Genomic DNA, 19,823 nt, shown 5'->3' on the forward strand with positions numbered 1-19,823 from the left:
CAATTTATGTCAATTTAATTAGGGATGGAAGCTATTCAAAGACACTGGGGAATGTCTTAAATTAGGGAGGAACAGCTTCGATACATATACTATAAAAGATAGATGTGACCCCCATGTGAACATAGAGTGAAAGGTATGGGGATTTGAAAAATAGTACATATAAAATTATTGTTGCAAGAGTTGTAGAGTTAAGAGAAAGATAATAGAAAGTTTTTCTGTCATAAAATGAAGTAAAGTTCGAATATAAATAAAAGTTGAAATCTATGAAAAAAAGGATTATGCTCAACTATGTTATGAGAATATAAGGTTTATCCCGCTACTTGTAGGTTCTTAAAAACCTGTATTTATGTGAGGATAGAAGCTTCACTTAATAAAGGGAGTTAGTGATATGAAAGTAACAAAAAGACAAAGTTTGTATAATCGTTTTATACAATTAAACCCACCACAAATATTAGCATTAGGTTTTTTCTGCTTAATTGTGGCCGGAGGTTTGTTATTAAAGTCACCATTCGCAACGAAAGTACATATTAGTTGGGTAGATGCTTTTTTTACAGCAACGTCGGCAGCGACTGTAACGGGTTTAGGAGTAGTAGATACTGCAAGTACGTTTACGATGTTTGGTGAAATTGTTATTATGCTTCTAATTCAAACAGGTGGTTTAGGTCTTATGACAATTGCCATTTTAATTGTTTGGGTACTAGGTAAAAAAATTGGCTTACGCCATCGATTATTAATTGGAGAAGCATTTAATCAAACAAATATAGGTGGTCTTGTAAAATTAGTAAAACGTGTCTTTATTTTTTCTATTTGTATTGAATTCATTGGAGTCATCTTTTTATCGTTTCGCTTTATTCCAGAGTTTGGTTTTGGGAAAGGTTTATACTATAGTATTTTCCATGTAATTGCTTCCTATAATAATGCGGGGTTTGCTCTTTGGCCAGATAATTTAACAAGGTATGTAGGAGACCCTATTATTAATATTGGAATTTGTTCCTTAATTGTAATAGGAGGACTCGGTTTTACCGTATTAATTGATATATGGTATAGTCGTAGTTTTCGAAAATTATCACTTCACTCAAAAATAATGATTATTGGAACAGTAGCGCTAAATGTTATAGCAATGATTGTGATTTTTGTATTGGAATATAATAATGTGAAGACGTTAGGGAATTTATCTTTAAATGAAAAGTTATGGGCGTCTTTCTTTCAAGGTATTACACCTCGTACAGCTGGTTTTAATACAGTTGACTATGGAGGGATGGAAGAATCATCTATATTATTTACGATGGTTTTAATGTTTATCGGTGCAGGAAGTGTATCGACGGGTGGAGGTATTAAATTAACGACGTTTGTTATTTTAATTACATCTGTCCTTTCTTTCTTTAGAAAGAAGGAGGAAATTGTTTTATTTCAGCGTACAATTAAAATGTCGACAGTAACGAGAGCGTTAGCAATTGTCGTTGCCAGTCAAATACTTATTTTTACAGCAGTATTTGTATTAATGCTTACAGAAGACTTTAGCTTTATTCAGCTACTATTTGAGACAATTTCAGCATTTGGCACAGTTGGATTAACGATGGGGATTACTGCGAAGCTATCAGCATTTGGAAAATGTATTATTATGTTTGTTATGTTTTGTGGATTAATTGGACCGCTAACACTTGTGTTTTCTTTAGCACGCCCAGCAAAACAAAAAATAAAATATCCATCAGAAGATGTATTTACAGGATAAGGTATCTCGCATAAAGCGAGATACCTTTTTCTTTTTAAAAAAGGGAGAACAATAAACCGATAAGTGCTACACGGAATAAAATCGCGATGAGTGCAGCAATTCCACCAACAATGGCAGCGATACCACCAGTTACAGTAGCTCCGCGATTATAAGCGTAAATTCCTAGTAACACAGAAACAAGACCAAATAGTGTTGGGAAGGTGAAGAGTGATAATATAGATAAGGCAAGAGCGATAAAACCGGCAGTTGATCCAGCGGCAGACGATCTTACATCATCTTTATCTTCTTTCTTATCGTAATCATAATCAATGCGCTGTGGTGCAACTTCAGCTGCATATTCTTCTTTATAGTCACTATAATCACTATCTATTCTATCTCTTTTTTTGTAATCATCAAATTTCTCAGTCAAAGTCATGACTCCTTTCATAACAAGGTTCAATAGTAGTATGTATCTCTTTTTCTTTTTTATCCGAGGATAGGCAGGGAGTAATATCCATGTAGAAGAAAATTGTTTTTTTGAAATAGGAAAAGTTAGTATGACTTCCTCTATTTTGGAAAGTATAAAAAGGAATAATGAGGAAAGGGTGCAGTACATAATGGAACATCCAATTGAAAATTTAATGAAAACAGCGATGACAAATTTAAAAGAGATGGTAGATGTAAATACGATTGTTGGAAGTCCGGTTTCGACAGCTGACGGAAATGTAGTATTAACAGTATCTCAAGTGGCGTTTGGTTTTGGAGCTGGTGGAAGTGACTTTAAAGGGGATTTCATTACTGAAAAACATAATGGTGGACAAGGTCAGCATAAAGAGAATAAGTCAGGGCATCCATTTGGAGGCGGAAGTGGGGCTGGGGTTTCCATTAGTCCCGTTGCTTTTTTAGTAGTTGGTTCTAACGGAGTACAAGTATTGCATCTTAACAGTAGTACACATTTAATTGAAAAAGCTTTAAACACTGTACCAAGTACTGTAGATAAATTTGTGAATGGTCGTCAAAAGTGAACTTGCAATTTTTAGGAATTGTGATATATTAGAAAAAGTGCGCTTTAGGATGATCGGAATAATTGAAATGTAAATATATAATAAGATGTGTGGAATAAGGGAGAGGAATGTATGATTAATATTAAAAACTTAGTAGTTGGCTTATTTATGTTAGTAAGCGGCTTTGTTGTATATGTAATAAAAGAAAAAGCTCCATTCTAAAACAGACAAACCGTTACTGTCTGTTTTTAATTTGTAAAAAATATTGACAAGTTACCGAATTGGTGTTAGAATTTTAATTCGTGTCTCGGTTACAGCTAGTGTAAAGTAAATATCTCTTATGAATACAATACGAAAAGTTTGCGAAAGATCGGGTAATTTTATCAACAACTTTTGTGAACAAACCCTATAAATTGTATTTGTAAGCCATATATGTATACTAGTGAATCAAGGAGCGGTCATTGGAACCGTAATGATGAGAGAGAGGTAGGGCTTTCATCCAGTATATGTTACTTTCCCGTTAGGTGAATATAAAAAAGAGGACTCCTTTTTTAAAAGGAGTCCTCTTTCTTTTGTGTGTTATACCATAATGAGAAATGACTTTTAAATGCGGTTCTCAACTTGCTGACAAATTTCATCTGTTGTTAAACCATGAGCTGTAATTATCGATCCTTTTATTGATGTATCTGCAATCCCCATCACATTAGAATCTTGCCCAGTTACAACACAACAATCGCAGCCTTGTGCATCATGTTCTGAGTTAAGTGTAACGACTTCATGTCCTTGTTGCTGAAGAGCTTGTTGAACATCTGTTAATGAGTTTTCAACGCCAATTCTAGCCATAATTCTCACCTCCTACCATCTAGTTGCTAGTATGCTCAAGTCTATAGCATATATTTATGAAAAGATGGTAGGAAGCATATATTTGTTTAGTCGTTATAAACACCAGTAAGCATTTGACTAACGAATTGATCGTTTAATGTATCCTGTGCGGAAGAAGGATTAGATTGAATATCGATTGAAGCGATAAAATTATTATGTTCTTTGTTATTCGGTTCTACCTCTACATAATTATCGAATTTACAAAAACCTTTCGTATCCATTAGATCAAATAGTTGTAGCATTTCAACTACCTCTTGTCTCGTTCCTTTAATTTGTACACATGCCATATTTATTTCCTCCTTCATTTTGACAAATTGTTTTTTAAAAATAGGATTATGATTTCGAAATAAAAATTATGAATGTTATTTTTACACAGCACTAATTTTTTTATTTTCCCCCTTTTTCAGCAAAAGTCGTTATATATTCCCGAATTTATAAAATCGGACGTCCGTTTATTGAATACAATAGATTCGTACCTCTTAGAGAAAATCCTTCTTTTAAACAAATATTTTTTTTAGTGGAAATTGGCGAAAAAAATTTTTGACTTTTTGTAAACGTTAACAATGTTGTTAAATCAATATAATTAAAGATGTACGTACGATTAAAAATTAAAAATTTTCTAAAAATTTACTTGATTTATTTAGAAAGGAGAGTAAACTAGGAAACAATAAAAAATTCATAGAACATAGGAGGCGCTTTCCAGTGAACGAACAATGGATTTTCTTAAATGGAGAATTTGTTCCAAAAGACGAAGCAAAAGTTTCAGTATATGATCATGGCTATTTATATGGCGATGGAGTGTTTGAAGGCATTAGGGTTTATAGCGGTAATGTTTTCCGTTTGAGAGAGCATCTTGTCCGGTTATATGAATCAGCGAAATCCATCATGTTAGAAATTCCATATTCGTTAGATGAAGTAACGAATATTGTTGTTGAGACGATTCGACAAAATAAATTATCTAATGGATACATTCGCCTTGTTGTATCGAGAGGAGCAGGAAATCTTGGGTTAGATCCTGATTCTTGTAAGACACCGAATGTAGTAGTAATTGCAGAACAACTATCTTTATTCCCACAAGAATATTATGAAAAGGGGATTCCAGTTGTAACAGTTGCAACGCGCCGAAATCGACCAGATGTTTTATCACCTCAAGTAAAATCTTTAAATTATTTAAACAATATTTTAGTTCGTATTGAAGCGAAATTAGCTGGAGTACAAGAAGCACTTATGTTAAATGATCAAGGATACGTAGCTGAAGGTTCAGGAGATAACGTATTTATTGTAAAAGGAAATAAATTAATTACACCACCAAGTTCTGCTGGAGCGTTAGAAGGTATTACACGAAACGCAATTTTAGAAATCGGCGAAAAACTTGGGTATGACGTAAGAGAAGAGTTATTTACAAGGCACGATGTATATGTAGCTGATGAAGTATTTTTAACAGGAACAGCTGCTGAAGTTATTGCTGTTACGACAGTAGATGGTAGGACGATTGGTTTAGGAAAAACGGGACTACATACGAATCGTTTACTAGAAGAATTCCGTAAATTAGTTGTAGAAGATGGAGAGAAAATTTACGAAGAAAATAAAGTTGGATAATAACTCTTTATGAAATGAGAAAGCGTTGATAGGGAGGAGTAGTTGATTGTGAAGCCTCACAGAGAGTCGGTGGTTGCTGGAAACCGATGGTTCACGTCGACGAACATCGCCTTTGAGTGCTAAGCTGAAGCATTTGGTTAGGCTTAGACGGTAGCTCCGTTATTAGCTAGACTCATTTATGGGTCACTGAGGCAAGAGTATTCTTGCGAAGAAGGGTGGTACCGCGAAATCTTTCGTCCCTTCAGCACATAGCTGGAGTGTGGACGTAGGATTTTTTTTATTTATAAATTTTTTTTAAAGGGGGCTTATAAGAACAATGTCTTCAAAAACGGAAGAGAAACTGGCAACTGGTGCACAGCTATTGTTAGAAGCGCTAGAAAAGGAAGGCGTAGAAGTGATTTTCGGTTATCCGGGTGGTGCCGTTTTACCTCTTTATGATGCGCTTTATGACTGTGAAATTCCGCATATTTTAACAAGGCATGAGCAAGGGGCCATTCATGCAGCTGAAGGGTATGCCAGAATTACTGGAAATCCAGGGGTTGTAATTGCAACAAGCGGGCCTGGTGCTACAAATGTTATTACTGGTCTAGCTGATGCGATGATTGATTCATTGCCACTTGTTGTATTTACAGGGCAAGTAGCAACAACGTTAATTGGAAGTGATGCTTTCCAAGAAGCGGATATTATGGGGCTTACGATGCCAGTGACAAAACATAATTATCAAGTGCGAAAGGCCTCGGATTTACCTCGAATTATTAAAGAAGCATTTCATATCGCTAGAACAGGAAGACCAGGTCCAGTCGTAATTGATCTTCCGAAAGATATGGTAGTAGAACAAGGGGAACGATGTAGTGACGTGCAAATGGATTTACCAGGGTACAACCCTAATTATGAACCGAATCTACTCCAAATAAACAAATTATTACAAGCAATTGAGATTTCAAAAAAACCGTTAATTTTAGCTGGAGCAGGTGTATTGCATGCGAAAGCTTCGAAAGAATTAACAAGTTTTGCTCGTAAATATGAAATTCCTGTTGTGCATACGTTACTTGGTCTTGGTGGTTTTCCGCCAGATGATGGACTATTTCTAGGGATGGGAGGAATGCATGGTTCTTACACAGCCAATATGGCGCTATATGAATGCGACTTACTGATCAATATTGGGGCGAGATTTGATGATCGTCTTACTGGGAATTTAGCTTATTTTGCTAAAGAGGCGACTGTTGCACATATCGATATTGATCCAGCAGAAATCGGAAAAAATGTGCCGACTGAAATTCCTATTGTTGCAAGTGCTAAGCGAGCTTTGAAAGTATTACTTCAATCAGAAGGGAAGAAAGAAAATCATCATGAATGGCTCATTTTATTAAAGGGTAGAAAAGAAAAATATCCACTCTCTTACAAACGAAATCCTGAAAGTATTAAACCTCAATACGCAATTGATATGCTATATGAAATTACGAAAGGAGAAGCGATTGTAACAACAGACGTTGGGCAACATCAAATGTGGGCAGCGCAATATTATCCGTTGAAAAATCCAGATAAATGGGTAACTTCTGGAGGATTAGGAACGATGGGATTCGGATTTCCAGCAGCAATTGGTGCACAAATTGCAAAGCCAGAAGAACTAGTTATTGCAATTGTAGGTGACGCTGGGTTTCAAATGACTCTGCAAGAATTAAGTGTCTTAAAAGAACATTCTTTGCCTGTTAAAGTTTTTATTTTAAATAATGAAGCTTTAGGAATGGTAAGACAATGGCAAGATGAATTTTATAATCAAAGATATTCGCACTCTTTACTATCGTGCCAACCAGATTTCGTCGCTCTTGCGAATGCGTATGGCATAAAAGGAATTCGCATAGATGATCCACTTCTTGCAAAGAAGCAAATACAGCATGCGATTGAATTACAAGAGCCATTCGTAATTGATTGCCGTGTACTTCAATCAGAAAAGGTAATGCCGATGGTTGCGCCAGGGAAAGGTGTTCACCAAATGGAGGGAGTGGAAAAAAGGTGAAGAGAATTGTTACAGCAACAGTTCGAAATCAAAGTGGTGTGTTAAACCGAATTACAGGTGTTATGACACGAAGACATTTTAATATTGAAAGTATTTCAGTAGGTCATACGGAATCATCGGACATATCGCGGATGACGATTGTTGTACACGTTGAAAATGAACAGCAAGTGGAGCAGTTAATTAAACAACTTCATAAACAAATTGATGTTTTGAAAGTATCAGATATTACAGAAGAAGCAATGATTGCTAGAGAATTGGCACTTATTAAAGTCGCAACGTCTGTAGCAAGAGCAGAATTATATAGTTTAATTGAGCCATTTCGAGCCGCTGTAATAGATGTTGGGAAGGATTCCATAGTTGTGCAAGTAACAGGTACGCAGGAGAAGGTAGAAGCGTTAATTGAATTACTTCGTCCATACGGTTTGAAAGAAATTGCTAGAACAGGTGTAACAGCATTTACACGTAGTATGAAAAAGCAAGATAAGCAAGTTATGTTAATTCAATAATCATTTAAATATAGGGGGAAATGAAAATGGCAAAAGTATATTATGAAAAAGATGTAACGGTAAATGTATTAAAAGAAAAGAAAGTTGCGATCATCGGATACGGCTCACAAGGTCATGCGCATGCACAAAACTTACGTGATAACGGATTTGATGTAGTAGTAGGTTTAAGAAAAGGCAAGTCTTGGGATAAAGCGAAAGAAGATGCATTTTCTGTATATACAGTAGCAGAAGCAGCAAAACAGGCGGATGTAGTAATGATTTTATTACCTGATGAACTGCAACCAGAGGTATATGAAGCTGAAATTGCACCAAATCTACAGGCCGGAAACTCTCTCGTGTTCGCACATGGATTTAATGTTCACTTTGATCAAGTGAAACCACCAGCGAATGTAGATGTATTTCTAGTAGCACCAAAAGGTCCAGGACATTTAGTGCGCCGTACGTTTAGTGAGGGCGGTGCGGTTCCAGCGCTGTTTGCAGTATATCAAGATGCAACAGGAGTTGCTACTGAAAAGGCACTTTCTTATGCAGATGGAATTGGAGCGACGAGAGCTGGAGTATTAGAAACGACGTTTAAAGAAGAAACAGAAACAGATTTATTTGGCGAGCAAGCAGTACTTTGTGGTGGAGTGACTGCACTTGTAAAAGCAGGGTTTGAAACGCTAGTTGATGCAGGATACCAGCCTGAACTTGCATATTTTGAATGTTTACATGAACTGAAACTTATTGTTGATCTTATGTACGAAGGTGGTCTTGAAAATATGAGATATTCTGTTTCAGATACAGCGCAGTGGGGAGACTTCGTATCAGGACCACGTGTTGTTACGGAAGATACGAAGAAAGCGATGGGTGAAGTACTAGCTGAAATTCAAGATGGTACTTTTGCAAGAGGATGGATTGCAGAGCATAAAGCAGGAAGACCAAATTTCCATGCGACAAATGAGAAAGAAAATGAACATGAAATTGAAGTAGTTGGACATAAATTACGTGAAATGATGCCTTTCGTACAACCGCGTGTAAAGGTAGGGATTAAATAATATGAAGCAGGTTTTGTTCATGGATACGACGCTACGTGATGGCGAACAATCACCAGGAGTGAATTTAAATGAACAAGAGAAATTGCAAATTGCAAGGCAATTAGAGAGACTTGGTATTCATGTAATGGAAGCTGGCTTTGCAGCAGCTTCCGAAGGCGATTTTCAATCGGTAAAGCGCATCGCAAATACCATTCAAAATGCTACAGTTATGAGTTTAGCTAGAGCGAAAGAAAGTGATATTCGAAGAGCATATGAAGCTGTGAAAGGTGCCGTATCTCCTCGTTTACATGTATTTTTAGCTACGAGTGATATTCATATGAAATATAAACTTTGTATGTCAAAAGAAGATGTGTTAGATAGTATTTATCGCTCGGTTACGCTTGGGAGATCTTTATTTCCGACAGTGCAATTTTCTGCAGAAGATGCGACAAGAACATCAAGAGATTTTTTAGCTGAAGCAGTAGAAGTTGCGATTCGTGCAGGAGCGAATGTAATTAATATTCCGGATACAGTTGGATATACGAACCCAGAAGAATACTATTCCTTATTTAAATACTTACAAGAATCCGTTCCTTCATATGAAAAAGCGATTTTCTCTTGTCATTGCCACGATGATCTTGGGATGGCGGTGGCAAATTCGTTAGCTGCGGTTGAAGGTGGAGCACTGCAAGTAGAAGGAACGATTAATGGCATTGGAGAAAGAGCAGGGAATGCTGCATTAGAGGAGGTCGCAGTTGCTCTTCATATTAGAAAAGATTTCTATAAGGCGGAGCCTTCGATGGCGCTAAAAGAGATTAAATCGACAAGTACATTAGTAAGTAGGTTAACGGGTATGGTTGTACCGAAAAATAAAGCGATTGTGGGAGCAAATGCTTTCGCTCACGAATCAGGCATTCATCAAGATGGTGTTTTAAAAGAAGTGACAACATATGAAATCATTGAACCAGCACTTATAGGAGAATCTCAAAACCTATTTGTACTTGGCAAACATTCTGGGCGTCACGCATTTACAGAAAAAATGAAAGAACTAGGCTATGAATTTACAAACGAAGAACGCGATGTGGTGTTTGAAGCGTTTAAAAAATTAGCTGATCGTAAAAAGGAAATTACGGAAGAAGATCTACGTGCACTTATGCTTGGTGAAGCAGCTTTTGCAGCGCAGCAATATAACATTACGCAATTGCAAGTACACTTCGTATCGAATAGTACACAGTGTGCGACAGTTGTATTGAAAGATGAGGCGGGAACTATATACGAAGATGCAGCGACTGGTTCTGGAAGTATTGAAGCAATATACAATGCAATCCAAAGAATTTTAGGATTAGAATGTGAATTGGCAGATTATCGCATACAATCTATTACACAAGGTCAAGACGCACTTGCTCATGTTCATGTTGAATTAAAAGAAGGAACGCATCAAGTATCAGGTTTTGGTGTTGCGCAAGACGTATTGGAAGCATCGGCGAGAGCATATGTTCATGCAGCTGGAAAATTGAAATCGTTTATAGCGCTTGTAAAATAAGGGTTTGATAGGTGAGTGAAGCTTTCCTCACCTATCAAAAAAGTTCTGAAAATTCAGTTAAAAGGAGTGTTAAAATTGGAAAAACGTATCGTTTGTTTAGCTGGTGATGGTGTCGGCCCGGAAATTATGGAAAGTGCAAAGGAAGTATTGCATATGGTAGAGAGACTATATGGGCATCATTTTCATTTGCAAGATGAGCACTTTGGTGGTGTTGCTATTGATTTAACGGGGCAACCATTACCACAGCGAACACTTGCCGCTTGTTTAGCGAGTGATGCGGTTTTACTTGGGGCAGTTGGTGGACCTCGTTGGGATGGTGCGAAAGAAAGACCGGAGAAAGGATTATTAGCTTTAAGAAAAGGACTTGGTGTATTTGCGAATGTTCGCCCTGTAACGGTAGAAAGCTCAACTTCGCATTTATCCCCATTAAAAAATGCTGATGAAATTGACTTCGTTGTCGTTCGTGAATTAACAGGTGGTATTTATTTTTCTTATCCGAAAGAGCGAACGGAAGAAGTCGCAACGGATACACTTACGTATCATCGTCATGAAATTGAACGTATCGTTTCTTATGCTTTTCAATTAGCGAGTAAGAGATCGAAAAAAGTAACGTCTATTGATAAGGCGAATGTTTTAGAATCTAGTAAATTATGGAGAACTGTTACGGAAGAAGTCGCTCTTCGTTATCCTCATGTTGAGTTAGAGCATATTTTAGTAGATGCAGCTGCTATGGAGTTAATTCGGAACCCAAAGAGATTTGATGTTATCGTAACAGAGAATTTGTTTGGTGATATTTTAAGTGATGAGGCTTCTGTATTAGCAGGATCATTAGGAATGCTTCCATCAGCGAGTCATGCGGAAAACGGGCCATCTTTATATGAGCCTATTCACGGTTCAGCACCGGATATTGCAGGGAAAAATAAAGTAAATCCAATTGCGATGATGCGTTCGGTTGCGATGATGCTTGGGCAATCATTTGGATTAACGAGAGAAGGATATGCGATTGAAGAGGCAATTTCTGCAGTTCTTCAATCTGGAAAATGTACAGTTGATATTGGGGGAGATGAGACGACAACTTCATTTACGAAGGCGGTTGTTCAAGAAATGGAAGAGCAGGCACTAGTAGGGAGAGGAAGATAATGGGGAAAAGGTTGCTAGATAAACTTTGGGAAAGACATGTAGTTACAACAAATGAAAATGGATTGGATTTATTATATATTGATCTTCATCTCGTTCATGAAGTAACTTCACCGCAAGCCTTTGAAGGCTTGCGGCTTGCAAATCGAACTGTTCGGAGACCGGAATTAACGTTTGCAACGATGGATCATAATATTCCAACGAAAGATGTTTGGAATATTACCGATCGCATTGCGAAGCAGCAATTGGATACACTTCGTGAAAATTGTAAACAATTTGAGGTGCGATTAGCTGATATTGGTGATGAAGAGCAAGGAATCGTTCATGTTATCGGGCCGGAACTTGGACTCACACAACCAGGGAAAACGATTGTTTGTGGTGATAGCCATACAGCAACTCACGGTGCTTTCGGCGCGCTAGCGTTTGGTATTGGTACGAGTGAAGTGGAACATGTATTAGCAACTCAAACGTTGTGGCAACGAAAACCGAAAGCGATGGGGATTGAATTAACAGGAAAGTTACCGAAAGGCGTTTATGCAAAGGATATTATTTTACATCTTCTCTCAAAGTACGGTGTAGCGGTTGGGACTGGGTATGTAATGGAATTCTACGGAGAGACGATTCGTGATATGGGAATGGAAGAGAGAATGACACTTTGTAATATGGCAATTGAAGGAGGAGCGAAAGCAGGCATTATTGCACCGGATGAAAAAACATTTTCTTATGTAAAAGGGCGTAAATATGCACCAAAAGACTATGAATCTTTCACGGAAAAATGTTCGGAGCTTTATACGGATTCAGATGCAATTTATGATTTACATATTTCAATAGATGTTACGAGTCTAGCTCCATACGTAACTTGGGGAACAAATCCTAGTATGGGTGTCCCTATTGATGAAAAGTTACCAGAAAAGCATAACGAAAATGATGAAAGAGCATTTTCATATATGGGATTGAGCCCTGGACAAAGTACGTTTGAAATTCCTGTTAAGCATGTCTTTATTGGTTCTTGTACAAATTCACGTTTATCTGACTTAGAAATTGCTGCATCTGTTGTAAAAGGGAAAAAGGTAAAAGAAGGTGTGCGAGCACTCGTTGTACCAGGATCAAAAAGTGTGAGAGAGCGGGCAATGCAAAAAGGCTTACATCACATATTTGAAGAAGCGGGGTTTGAATGGAGAGAGCCTGGATGTTCAATGTGCCTTGGGATGAATCCAGATCAAGTACCTGAAGGAGAACATTGTGCGTCTACTTCAAATCGTAATTTTGAAGGAAGGCAAGGGAAAGGGGCAAGAACACATTTAGTAAGTCCAGCTATGGCAGCAGCAGCTGCATTATATGGGCATTTTGTTGATATTAGAAAGGAGAGTTACGATGGAGCCATTTCGTATTCATAAAGGTACTGCCGCAGTACTTATGAATGATAACATTGATACAGATCAAATTATTCCGAAACAATACTTAAAGAGAATTGAAAGGACAGGATTTGGAAAGTATTTATTTGATGAGTGGCGTTACGATAATGAGCGCCATGAAAATCCTAATTTTCCCCTTAATGCACAAGAACGAAAGGGAGCAAGTATATTAATTACAGGTGATAATTTTGGATGCGGTTCTTCAAGAGAGCATGCTCCGTGGGCCCTTGCTGATTATGGTTTCCGCGTTATTATCGCAGGGGGATTTGCAGATATTTTTTATATGAATTGTATGAAAAATGGTATGTTACCGATTGTAATGGATAAAGAGATGCGTGAACAACTTGCTACAATAAATGTGAGAGATCAAATGGAAGTCGATTTAGAGAATGAAGTCATTACTACAAATACGCACAGGTTTCATTTTACAATCGAGAAAATGTGGAAAGAAAAATTATTAAATGGTCTAGATGAAATTGCCATTACGATGCAATATGAACAAGAAATTGAAGAGTATGAAAGAAAAGTAGCTTTATATTAAGAAATAACGGAATATTAAAAATGTATTTACATTCAGAATTAACTGTTATATACTATGGAAAAATCAGAGGAGAAAGGGAGTAAGTATTATGAATATCGTACAATCTATTAAAATGCTTACACAACTACATCATCATACATGAAACCCTTGAACCTAACGTGAAAACGTGTAGGCACAAGGGTTATTCCCGTTGTACCTACACTCTACTAAAGAGCCTTGTAGGTATTTTGTCTACAAGGCTCTTTTTATTTTCGGTTTGGGTGAATGGAGTGGGCATACATTAGAAAGGGAAGGGCGTGTGAATTCAGATGACAAAGTGGAAGCGGGCAAATCCGAATGGAACGAGAGATTACTTATTTGAAGAATGTACGTTAATTGAAGAAGTGGAACAAAAATTAAGACATACATTTTTAGAGAGAGGCTATGAGGAAATAAGGACACCTACAATTGAATTTTATGATGTGTTTGCTTTTCAAAATCGGCCGATAGATGAAGAGAAGATGTATAAATTTTTTGATGAAAAGGGACGGATTATCGTGTTACGTCCAGATATGACGATTCCTTTAGCGAGAGTAATTGGAACGCAAAGGTGGGATACGCCTCTTAAGGTGACATATAGTGGAAATGTATTTCGGGCGAATGAGTCTCTGTCTGGAAAATATAATGAAATTGTACAAAGTGGTATTGAAATTATCGGGATTGATAATATAAGAGCTGAAATTGAATGTGTGATAAGTGTAATGCAAGCACTACAAAGGTTGAAGGTACAATCTTTTACAATCGAAATTGGGCAGGTAGAGTTATATAAATGTATTGTAAAAAAGCTCTCTATTCATGATGAAGAAGAGAGAGTACTTAGAACGTATATAGAAAGCAAAAATTATGCTGCTCTCTCAAATTTTATCGGAGAAAAGAAATTAGATCGGTGCGATGAAACAGTAAAATTACTTGAGAAATTACCAAGGTTATTTGGGAATTTAGAGGTTATTGAGGAAGCTGAAAAACTCGCCTCAAGTAATGAAATGAAAATGGCCATTGCAAGAGTGAAAGAAATATATGAAGCGGTTGAAAGGCTAGGCTATGGACCTTACATATCCATTGATTTAGGCATGATTCAACATTTGGACTATTATACGGGTATTATTTTCAAAGGGTATATATATGAAATTGGAGAAGAGATTGTTAGTGGTGGAAGATACGATGAGTTAATTGGGAATTTTGGAGAGATGGTGTCAGCGGTTGGCCTCGCGGTGCAAGTAAATCAAATAGTCAAGGCACTTCAAGAGCAACAAGAATCTTATAAACGAGAGCCAATAGATATGATGATACATTATGAATTGAATAGATTAGCGGAAGCTGAAAGGTTAAGAAACTTACTTCGAAAGGACGGGAAGAATGCCCAGTTATCTTTATTCTCTAATTTAAACGACACATTTCAATTTGCAAAAAACAATAAAATAGTAACGGTCGTTGAGGCAAGGAATGAATCATTGGTGGAATATGTATGGAAAGAGAAATGGGTCGTTCAGAAAGAAGGGGAGACTTCATGCGTAACATTCAAATTGCGTTAACGAAAGGAAGATTAGAGAAACATGTTATCCCGCTGTTTGAGAAAATTGGAATTGATTGTTCAGAGCTTAAAGATAAAGGGAGAAAGCTTGTCTTTCAAAGTAAAAATACAAATATTTCATTTATTTTAGTAAAAGCGGTTGATGTTGCTACTTATGTAGAACATGGAGTAGCTGATATTGGGATCGTTGGAAAAGATATTTTAATGGAAAACGAGAAAGATATATATGAAATGTTGGATTTAGGAGTGGGTATGTGTAAATTTTGTGTCGCTTCTATTCCTACGTATAATCCGAAGAGTTACCGAAAGAAACGAATTGCTACGAAATATCCACACATCACTTCCAATTATTTTCACGAAAAGGGAGAAGATGTAGAAATCATAAAAATAGAAGGTTCTGTAGAAATTGCTCCGCTTCTTGGATTAGTAGATGCGATTGTTGATATTGTTGAAACAGGAAAAACACTACAAGAGAATGGGCTCATTGTATTTGAGGAAATGTATTCTATATCCGCTCGAATGATTGTAAATAAGGCAGCTTTAAAAACTAAAAAAGACGAAATATTCAGTATTATAAACATGATGGAGCAAGAAATTTTATCAGGGAAATAGGAGGGCTTACAATGGAGATCATTTATGAAGACTTCAAGGAGGCATTATCCAAAATAAAAGTGTTGCGAGAAAACGCTAATATAATAGAAGAAACTGTTCAAAGAAGTGTAAGGGAAATCGTTCAAAACGTAAGAGAAAGTAAAGATGAGGCTTTATCTTTCTATACAAAAAAGCTTGATGGTGCGGATGTTAAAAATTTTCGTGTAAGTGAAGAAGAAATAAAACAAGCAAGTGCGTTTGTAGAACTTTCTTTTTTAGAGGCGCTACAAGAGGCGAAAAAAAACATTATCTCATATCATGAAAAGCAAAAGAGGCAATCTATGTTTGATTGCGAAAGTGATGGGATAATTAGAGGGCAGCTCATTAGACCGTTAGAAAATGTAGGTGTATATGTGCCAGGCGGGAAGGCATCGTATCCCTCTTCAGTATTAATGAATGTATTGCCAGCCAAACTGGCAGGTGTGAAAAAAATTGTAATGGTAACACCGCCAAGGCAAGAAGGAATTGACCCGCATATATTAACTGCCGCAGGTCTTGCAGGTGTAGATGAAGTTTATATGGCTGGTGGTGCCCAGGCAATCGCTGCTTTAGCGTATGGGACGGAATCGATTCCGAAAGTGGATAAAATAGTTGGACCGGGAAATTTGTACGTCGCTTTAGCGAAGCGAGAAGTATACGGAATAGTAAATATCGATATGATTGCTGGGCCATCAGAAATTGTAGTTATCGCTGATGAAACAGGCAATGCCAAATATATCGCTGCTGATTTATTATCGCAAGCAGAACATGACGAGAGGGCAACAGCGATTTGTATTACAACGAATATAGAACTAGCTAAAGAAGTAGGAAGAGAGATAGAAAGACAGTTAGAAACATTACCAAGAAGTGAAATCGCTCGTGAATCAATCAAAAGAAATGGAGCCATTTTTATCGTTTCTTCTTTAGATGAGGCACTAAAGTTATCAAATGAAATTGCTCCAGAACATTTAGAGTTACATATAAAAGAGCCAATGAATGCTCTAGCTTATGTGAAACATGCAGGCTCTATTTTCCTTGGGCCATATGCACCAGAGCCGCTCGGCGATTATTTGGCAGGACCGAATCACGTTTTACCGACAAGTGGAACAGCAAGATTTTTCTCCCCGTTATCAGTCGATGATTTCGTAAAAAAATCAAGCTTTCTTTCTTATACAGAGGAAGCGTTAAAAAATGTACAACATCATATTGTAGAACTGGCAAATAAAGAAGGTTTATACGCACACGCAAGAGCAGTCCAAATGAGATTTGAGGAGGAAGAATAATGCGACAGTCGAGTCAAGTACGTGAAACGACAGAAACAAAAATTAAATTAAGTTTGCAGCTTGATGAAAGTACGAATGTTTCTATTCAAACAGGAGTAGGTTTTTTTGATCATATGCTAACTTTATTTGCAAGGCATGGACGATTTGGTTTACAAATTGAAGCTGAAGGTGACGTGTTTGTCGATGCACATCACACGGTTGAAGATGTTGGAATTGTACTCGGAAATTGCTTGAAAGAAGCATTGCAAAATAAAGAGAGTATTAATAGGTACGGTTCCGCATATGTACCGATGGATGAATCTTTAGGTTTTGTCGCAATTGATATAAGTGGACGTTCCTATATTGTGTTTCAAGGCGAGTTAACAAATCCGAAATTAGGCGATTTTGACACAGAATTAACGGAAGAGTTTTTTAGAGCAGTTGCTCATGCAGCAAATATTACGTTACACGCTCGTATTTTATACGGAAGTAATACACATCACAAAATTGAAGCTTTATTTAAGGCATTTGGTCGAGCGCTTAGAGAGGCAGTCGAAAAAAATGACAACATTACTGGTGTAAATTCAACGAAGGGGATGTTGTAATTGATTGCTATTGTAGATTATGGGATGGGAAATATTCGTAGTGTGGAACAGGCATTAAAATATATTGGAGCAGAGTATATCGTAACGGATGATAGAGAGGAAATATTGAGAAGTGATGGCGTTATTTTACCAGGAGTAGGGGCATTTCCGAAAGCGATGGACGTTCTAGAAGAAAAAAAATTAGTATTTGTGCTAAAAGAGGTTGGAAATTTAGGGAAACCGTTCCTTGGTATATGTTTAGGTATGCAACTTTTATTTGAAAAAAGTGAGGAATTAAAAGACTGTAGCGGATTAAGTTTATTGCCAGGTGTTATTCGGAAATTAAAAGTGCCTTATAAAATTCCACATATGGGATGGAATGAATTGAAGAAAGAAGGAGAAATACCACTTTGGAATGGAATAGAAGACGGTTCTTTCGTATATTATGTCCACTCTTATTATGCAGATTGTCCAAAGGGAATTGTGTATGGGGCAAGCGAGTATGGGGTGCAAGTACCTGGTTTTGTAGCGAAAGGAAATGTATTTGGAGCGCAGTTTCACCCTGAAAAAAGTGGGGAAGTCGGAATACAAATTTTAAAGAATTTTAAAGGGGTGGTAGAAGCATGGAAATTTTCCCAGCTATCGATTTAAAAGAAGGGCGATGTGTCAGACTTTATCAAGGAGAGTTTAGTAAAGAAACGGTTATGAATGAAGATCCGGTTGCACAAGCGATCATATTTGAAAAGCTTGGAGCGAAAATATTACACATTGTTGATTTAGACGGTGCAATTGCTGGAGAGTCTTTAAATTTGTTTATCATTGAAAGAATATGCAGGGCGGTACGTATTCCTGTGCAAGTTGGAGGAGGAATTCGATCGCTTGTAGCAGTGGAGAAGTTATTGTTAGCAGGTGTAAAAAAAGTCATTTTAGGAACAGCTGCTCTTTATGATAAGTCATTTTTAGAGGAAGCAGTTCGGCTATATAAAGAGAAAATAATTGTTGGAATTGATGCGAAAAATGGTTTCGTAGCAACTAGAGGTTGGCTTGATGTGTCTGAAATTTCTTATATTCATTTAGCGAAGCAAATGGAGAGTGTAGGTGTTCAAACGATTGTATTTACAGACATCTCGAGAGATGGGACACTTGCAGGACCAAATTTTGAGCAATTAGGGTTACTGCAAAAAAGTGTGGGTATTCGTCTCATTGCCTCTGGAGGAGTGGCGTCTATTCAAGATGTGAAAAGATTAAATGATATGAATATACATGGTGTTATCATTGGTAAGGCTCTTTACGAGAATACAATTGATTTAGAAGAAGTGCTAGAGGTAACAAAGCTATGTTAGCGAAACGAATTATTCCATGTCTAGATGTGAAAGAAGGGCGAGTCGTAAAGGGTGTAAATTTTATAGGATTACAAGATGTCGGTAATCCTGTTGAAATAGCGGCTTTATATAATGATGCGGGAGCAGATGAAGTTGTATTTTTAGATATTACTGCGACACATGAAGGGCGAAAAACGATGATAGATGTTGTAGAAAAAACTGCCTCAAAAATATTTATTCCTCTTACAGTAGGCGGGGGGATTTCTAATGTTCAAGATATATACAATCTGCTACGAGCCGGTGCGGATAAAATTTCAATTAATTCAGCAGCAGTACGGAATCCAAAACTAATTCAGGAAGGTGCAGAACATTTTGGCTCGCAATGTATTGTTGTAGCAATCGATGCTAGAAAAGTAGCAGAAGGTAAATGGAATGTATACGTAAATGGCGGGAGGGTTGATACAGGAATGGATGTAATCGAATGGGCGAAGCACGCCGTACAATTAGGGGCAGGAGAAATTTTGCTAACGAGTATGGATGCAGATGGAACGAAGGATGGATACGATCTTCAGTTAACAGAAGCAATTTCAAGTAGCGTTTCCGTCCCGGTAATTGCATCAGGAGGATGTGGTCATGCGGATCACATTATAGAGGTATTTAAAAAGACAACAGTCGACGCAGCGCTAGCAGCATCAATCTTTCATTATGGTGAAGAGACTGTGCAGGATGTAAAGAGAAAATTAAGAGAAGCAAACGTTGAGGTGCGACTATGAAGCCTAACTTCTCAAAAGGGTTATTACCAGCAGTGGTGATAGAGGAAGATACGAAAGAAGTTTTAATGCTCGCTTACATGAATGAAGAAGCGTATGAAAAGACGTTAGAAACAAAAAGGACGTGGTTTTATTCTCGCTCAAGACAATCGTTATGGAATAAAGGAGAAACATCGGGCAATATGCAGTATGTTCGATCCCTTTATTTAGATTGTGATCAAGATTCAATTGTAGTTGTTGTAAAGCAAGTAGGACCTGCTTGTCATACGGGAGAGAAAACATGTTTTCATTATAAAGTTATATAGGGGGATGAA

22 protein-coding genes, 1 pseudogene and 1 other annotated feature are annotated in these 19,823 nt (G+C 37.2%); of the genes and pseudogenes, 20 read left to right on the top strand and 3 right to left on the bottom strand.

Translation table 11 applies throughout. The features are described from left to right. Positions 1-388: 388 nt before the first annotated feature. Complete coding sequence (locus ACS2MN_RS10975; RefSeq protein ID WP_438894695.1) at positions 389-1,732, top strand: TrkH family potassium uptake protein; 1,344 nt, start codon at positions 389-391, stop codon at positions 1,730-1,732. Positions 1,733-1,766: 34 nt separating this feature from the next. Here the strand turns inward: ACS2MN_RS10975 and ACS2MN_RS10980 are convergent, their stop codons facing one another. Continuing rightward, positions 1,767-2,159, bottom strand: a complete 393-nt coding sequence (locus tag ACS2MN_RS10980; RefSeq protein ID WP_002038267.1) for a hypothetical protein — start codon at positions 2,157-2,159, stop codon at positions 1,767-1,769. A gap of 109 nt (positions 2,160-2,268) precedes the next feature. Between ACS2MN_RS10980 and ytfJ the strand changes: the two genes are divergently transcribed. Continuing rightward, entirely contained in the window at positions 2,269-2,736 is a 468-nt protein-coding gene (ytfJ, locus tag ACS2MN_RS10985; protein ID WP_098709742.1) for a GerW family sporulation protein, read from the top strand. Between the two features lie 111 nt (positions 2,737-2,847). Then, positions 2,848-2,937: a hypothetical protein gene (locus ACS2MN_RS10990; RefSeq protein ID WP_000608227.1), complete on the top strand. Its 90-nt coding sequence runs from the start codon at positions 2,848-2,850 to the stop codon at positions 2,935-2,937. Between the two features lie 381 nt (positions 2,938-3,318). On the opposite strand, the gene ACS2MN_RS10995 is transcribed toward ACS2MN_RS10990, so the two are convergent. After that, complete coding sequence (locus ACS2MN_RS10995; RefSeq protein ID WP_140154051.1) at positions 3,319-3,558, bottom strand: YkuS family protein; 240 nt, start codon at positions 3,556-3,558, stop codon at positions 3,319-3,321. 86 nt (positions 3,559-3,644) lie between these two features. Further along, complete coding sequence (locus ACS2MN_RS11000; protein WP_000752506.1) at positions 3,645-3,884, bottom strand: DUF3911 family protein; 240 nt, start codon at positions 3,882-3,884, stop codon at positions 3,645-3,647. A gap of 59 nt (positions 3,885-3,943) precedes the next feature. On the opposite strand from ACS2MN_RS11000, the pseudogene ACS2MN_RS11005 reads away from it, so the two are divergent. The 17 genes and pseudogenes from ACS2MN_RS11005 to hisI all read left to right on the top strand — a co-directional run bounded on the left by ACS2MN_RS11005 (position 3,944) and on the right by hisI (position 19,814). Continuing rightward, positions 3,944-4,141: pseudogene (locus ACS2MN_RS11005) on the top strand (hypothetical protein). Positions 4,142-4,299: 158 nt separating this feature from the next. Next, a complete protein-coding gene (ilvE, locus tag ACS2MN_RS11010) occupies positions 4,300-5,196 on the top strand; it encodes a branched-chain-amino-acid transaminase (RefSeq protein WP_001005499.1) in 897 nt (298 codons plus the stop codon). 16 nt (positions 5,197-5,212) lie between these two features. Then, positions 5,213-5,440: a binding site (T-box leader), on the top strand. A 72-nt stretch (positions 5,441-5,512) separates the two neighbouring features. Further along, a complete protein-coding gene (ilvB, locus tag ACS2MN_RS11015) occupies positions 5,513-7,213 on the top strand; it encodes an acetolactate synthase large subunit (RefSeq protein WP_346994114.1) in 1,701 nt (566 codons plus the stop codon). Then, a complete protein-coding gene (gene ilvN, locus ACS2MN_RS11020) occupies positions 7,210-7,719 on the top strand; it encodes an acetolactate synthase small subunit (protein WP_000822948.1) in 510 nt (169 codons plus the stop codon). Before ilvB ends, ilvN begins: the two co-directional genes overlap by 4 nt. A gap of 26 nt (positions 7,720-7,745) precedes the next feature. Beyond that, positions 7,746-8,756: a ketol-acid reductoisomerase gene (ilvC, locus tag ACS2MN_RS11025; protein ID WP_001151722.1), complete on the top strand. Its 1,011-nt coding sequence runs from the start codon at positions 7,746-7,748 to the stop codon at positions 8,754-8,756. Position 8,757: 1 nt separating this feature from the next. Further along, positions 8,758-10,278 carry a 2-isopropylmalate synthase gene (gene leuA, locus ACS2MN_RS11030; protein WP_098709741.1) on the top strand — a complete coding sequence of 507 codons (1,521 nt, stop codon included), beginning with the start codon at positions 8,758-8,760 and terminating at the stop codon, positions 10,276-10,278. Between the two features lie 75 nt (positions 10,279-10,353). After that, a complete protein-coding gene (gene leuB / locus ACS2MN_RS11035; protein ID WP_000415349.1) occupies positions 10,354-11,418 on the top strand; it encodes a 3-isopropylmalate dehydrogenase in 1,065 nt (354 codons plus the stop codon). Continuing rightward, positions 11,418-12,812, top strand: a complete 1,395-nt coding sequence (leuC, locus tag ACS2MN_RS11040; protein ID WP_000520121.1) for a 3-isopropylmalate dehydratase large subunit — start codon at positions 11,418-11,420, stop codon at positions 12,810-12,812. The genes leuB and leuC overlap by 1 nt, the downstream gene beginning before the upstream one ends. Then, the gene (gene leuD, locus ACS2MN_RS11045) at positions 12,790-13,371 is read left to right on the top strand and encodes a 3-isopropylmalate dehydratase small subunit (RefSeq protein WP_098709740.1); all 582 of its coding nucleotides are present in this window, start codon (positions 12,790-12,792) and stop codon (positions 13,369-13,371) included. Before leuC ends, leuD begins: the two co-directional genes overlap by 23 nt. A 308-nt stretch (positions 13,372-13,679) precedes the next feature. Further along, the gene (locus ACS2MN_RS11050; protein WP_000170288.1) at positions 13,680-14,942 is read left to right on the top strand and encodes an ATP phosphoribosyltransferase regulatory subunit; all 1,263 of its coding nucleotides are present in this window, start codon (positions 13,680-13,682) and stop codon (positions 14,940-14,942) included. After that, the gene (hisG, locus tag ACS2MN_RS11055) at positions 14,918-15,553 is read left to right on the top strand and encodes an ATP phosphoribosyltransferase (RefSeq protein ID WP_001244463.1); all 636 of its coding nucleotides are present in this window, start codon (positions 14,918-14,920) and stop codon (positions 15,551-15,553) included. Before ACS2MN_RS11050 ends, hisG begins: the two co-directional genes overlap by 25 nt. Before the next feature lie 11 nt (positions 15,554-15,564). Continuing rightward, entirely contained in the window at positions 15,565-16,854 is a 1,290-nt protein-coding gene (hisD, locus tag ACS2MN_RS11060; RefSeq protein WP_000402921.1) for a histidinol dehydrogenase, read from the top strand. Then, on the top strand, positions 16,854-17,438 hold the full coding sequence (gene hisB / locus ACS2MN_RS11065) for an imidazoleglycerol-phosphate dehydratase HisB (protein WP_001249957.1): 585 nt from the start codon (positions 16,854-16,856) through the stop codon (positions 17,436-17,438). The genes hisD and hisB overlap by 1 nt, the downstream gene beginning before the upstream one ends. Continuing rightward, entirely contained in the window at positions 17,439-18,068 is a 630-nt protein-coding gene (hisH, locus tag ACS2MN_RS11070; protein ID WP_000560641.1) for an imidazole glycerol phosphate synthase subunit HisH, read from the top strand. It begins immediately after the preceding gene. After that, positions 18,041-18,760, top strand: coding sequence for a 1-(5-phosphoribosyl)-5-[(5-phosphoribosylamino)methylideneamino]imidazole-4-carboxamide isomerase (gene hisA / locus ACS2MN_RS11075; protein WP_000402303.1), 720 nt, complete (start codon positions 18,041-18,043; stop codon positions 18,758-18,760). Before hisH ends, hisA begins: the two co-directional genes overlap by 28 nt. After that, positions 18,754-19,512, top strand: a complete 759-nt coding sequence (hisF, locus tag ACS2MN_RS11080) for an imidazole glycerol phosphate synthase subunit HisF (protein WP_346994115.1) — start codon at positions 18,754-18,756, stop codon at positions 19,510-19,512. Before hisA ends, hisF begins: the two co-directional genes overlap by 7 nt. Continuing rightward, entirely contained in the window at positions 19,509-19,814 is a 306-nt protein-coding gene (hisI, locus tag ACS2MN_RS11085) for a phosphoribosyl-AMP cyclohydrolase (RefSeq protein WP_000803971.1), read from the top strand. Before hisF ends, hisI begins: the two co-directional genes overlap by 4 nt. Positions 19,815-19,823: the final 9 nt, after the last annotated feature.

The organism is Bacillus cereus group sp. BceL062 (assembly GCF_051780025.1).
GTDB lineage: Bacteria > Bacillota > Bacilli > Bacillales > Bacillaceae_G > Bacillus_A > Bacillus_A toyonensis.

What these genes read in the sequence shown, in the direction of transcription:
- hisG (WP_001244463.1), top strand. Translation starts at nt 14,918, where the DNA reads ATGCGTAACATTCAAATTGCGTTAACGAAAGGAAGATTAGAGAAACAT.
- ytfJ (WP_098709742.1), top strand. Translation starts at nt 2,269, where the DNA reads ATGACTTCCTCTATTTTGGAAAGTATAAAAAGGAATAATGAGGAAAGG.
- ACS2MN_RS11050 (WP_000170288.1), top strand. Translation starts at nt 13,680, where the DNA reads ATGACAAAGTGGAAGCGGGCAAATCCGAATGGAACGAGAGATTACTTA.
- ilvB (WP_346994114.1), top strand. Translation starts at nt 5,513, where the DNA reads ATGTCTTCAAAAACGGAAGAGAAACTGGCAACTGGTGCACAGCTATTG.
- hisF (WP_346994115.1), top strand. Translation starts at nt 18,754, where the DNA reads ATGTTAGCGAAACGAATTATTCCATGTCTAGATGTGAAAGAAGGGCGA.
- ACS2MN_RS11000 (WP_000752506.1), bottom strand. Translation starts at nt 3,884, where the DNA reads ATGGCATGTGTACAAATTAAAGGAACGAGACAAGAGGTAGTTGAAATG.
- hisI (WP_000803971.1), top strand. Translation starts at nt 19,509, where the DNA reads ATGAAGCCTAACTTCTCAAAAGGGTTATTACCAGCAGTGGTGATAGAG.
- ACS2MN_RS10980 (WP_002038267.1), bottom strand. Translation starts at nt 2,159, where the DNA reads ATGAAAGGAGTCATGACTTTGACTGAGAAATTTGATGATTACAAAAAA.
- leuD (WP_098709740.1), top strand. Translation starts at nt 12,790, where the DNA reads ATGGAGCCATTTCGTATTCATAAAGGTACTGCCGCAGTACTTATGAAT.
- hisD (WP_000402921.1), top strand. Translation starts at nt 15,565, where the DNA reads ATGGAGATCATTTATGAAGACTTCAAGGAGGCATTATCCAAAATAAAA.
- ACS2MN_RS10990 (WP_000608227.1), top strand. Translation starts at nt 2,848, where the DNA reads ATGATTAATATTAAAAACTTAGTAGTTGGCTTATTTATGTTAGTAAGC.
- leuC (WP_000520121.1), top strand. Translation starts at nt 11,418, where the DNA reads ATGGGGAAAAGGTTGCTAGATAAACTTTGGGAAAGACATGTAGTTACA.
- ilvC (WP_001151722.1), top strand. Translation starts at nt 7,746, where the DNA reads ATGGCAAAAGTATATTATGAAAAAGATGTAACGGTAAATGTATTAAAA.
- ACS2MN_RS10975 (WP_438894695.1), top strand. Translation starts at nt 389, where the DNA reads ATGAAAGTAACAAAAAGACAAAGTTTGTATAATCGTTTTATACAATTA.
- leuA (WP_098709741.1), top strand. Translation starts at nt 8,758, where the DNA reads ATGAAGCAGGTTTTGTTCATGGATACGACGCTACGTGATGGCGAACAA.
- ACS2MN_RS10995 (WP_140154051.1), bottom strand. Translation starts at nt 3,558, where the DNA reads ATGGCTAGAATTGGCGTTGAAAACTCATTAACAGATGTTCAACAAGCT.
- hisB (WP_001249957.1), top strand. Translation starts at nt 16,854, where the DNA reads ATGCGACAGTCGAGTCAAGTACGTGAAACGACAGAAACAAAAATTAAA.
- hisA (WP_000402303.1), top strand. Translation starts at nt 18,041, where the DNA reads ATGGAAATTTTCCCAGCTATCGATTTAAAAGAAGGGCGATGTGTCAGA.